The sequence below is a fragment of the Moorena sp. SIO3I6 genome (assembly GCF_010672095.1).
Genome location: NZ_JAAHHU010001136.1, coordinates 1 through 1,640, shown reverse-complemented (window position 1 = coordinate 1,640; position 1,640 = coordinate 1). Strand labels below are relative to the sequence as shown.

Here is a 1,640-nt window from a genome sequence, read left to right as displayed (position 1 = left end):
TAGTAACAAGATTTACTATAACGCTGGCAATGTCGGCATTGGGACAAATAATCCAGAAACAAAGTTAGATGTTAGAGGACATCTCACCCTAGAAGCAGGTGTAAGTCCTATCTTATATACGGGGACAGGAGAATCCCAGTTAAATAGATATCTCCAGCTGATAAATTCTCCCGATAATAGCAGTGCATCAGGATTAAAAGCAGGAGGAATTTTAGTTTCTGACACTTATGCTTATGCCAATCCAGGAAAGAATGATTTGATAGTCAAAGGCAACGTTGGCATTGGCACAAATAATCCTAGTGAAAAATTAGAGGTGGCTGGAACTGTCAAGGCCACTAAGTTTGAAGGGGATGGTTCTGGTTTAACTGGTATTAGCGCTGGTGGCACAAAGTGGTCTGATGGTAGTAGTAACAGGATTTACTATAATGCTGGCAATGTCGGCATTGGGACAACAAATCCACAATCCCTTTTGCAAGTTGGAGATGGATTAGGAGGTGGTAATCGCCCCTGGATGACAACAGGACTACAAGTTGCTTGGAATAGTGACAATGTATTTCTAGGATTGAAAGATGAAGGGGCAGATCGCAAAGATTCTGTACTGGCATGGGGAGATAATACGAATGATGTATTCAGATTCATTTTTGCGGCGACCGGTGGTGCTGCAGATGAACAAGAAATAATGAGGTTACAGCCAAACGGCAATGTAGGCATTGGCACAAATAATCCTAGTGAAAAATTAGAGGTGGCTGGAACTGTCAAGGCCACTAAGTTTGAAGGGGATGGTTCTGTAGGTACTGCCGAATTAGCCAATAAATCGGTGACCAATGCCAAAATTGCTGATAAAAGTATTAGCATGGTTAAATTGGATGATGTGACTAGGAGTCAACTGGATAACGCTTCTGAGGTTCAAAGTCTACAAGGGCAAATCACAAATCTACAAGAGCGAATCCTAGTTATAGAACGGCAATTAGGTATAGTTATTTCTGACCCTGATCCTAACCCTGATCCTGGCTCTGGTTCTGGCCCTGGTCCTCGCCCTGGTCCTGGCTCTGGTTCTGGCCCTGGTCCTCGCCCTGGTCCTGACATAGAGATTCGTGAGAAAGACTCCTCGACAGACCCTGAGCAAGAAACGTAAAGGTAACGGCTCAAAACACTCAGTCTGTAAAAATTGCATCATCATATTAGTAGCAACGGCCAAGGAAAAGGTGAACCTCATGGGCTATCAACGAGCAACCCAAACTAAAACAACAGAAGCAAACGGTCAAAAAAAAGCTTCAACGGTTACTCAAAAACCGTGGTCAAGTTATGGCCCGGTTCACCCGATGCTGCAACTCCAACGAAAACTGGGAAACCAAGCCGTCAATCGTCTGATCCAGACAAAAATGCAAGTGGGGGAACCAGATGATGTGTACGAAAAGGAGGCAGACAGTGTTGCAGCCCAAGTAATGCGGATGTCAGCACCCTCAGTGCAAAATTCCATGGAGGAAGAGGAGGTTCAAACTAAGCCCATAGCGCTACAGTTACAATCCGAGGAAGAGGAAATACAAACTAAACCGATAGCGCTACAGTTACAATCCGAGGAAGAAGAAATTCAAACTAAGCCGATAGCGCTACAGTTACAATCGGACGAAGAGGAAATA

Annotated in this window: 2 protein-coding genes; both read left to right on the top strand. The window is 44.3% G+C overall.

Going from position 1 to position 1,640, the window contains the following annotated elements; translation table 11 throughout:
* A partial coding sequence (locus tag F6K49_RS46955) for a hypothetical protein (RefSeq protein ID WP_293109356.1) occupies positions 1 to 1,135 on the top strand: 1,135 nt, incomplete at its 5' end.
* 79 nt (positions 1,136 to 1,214) lie between these two features.
* On the top strand, positions 1,215 to 1,640 hold a 426-nt coding region (locus F6K49_RS46950; RefSeq protein ID WP_293109354.1), incomplete at its 3' end, for a hypothetical protein.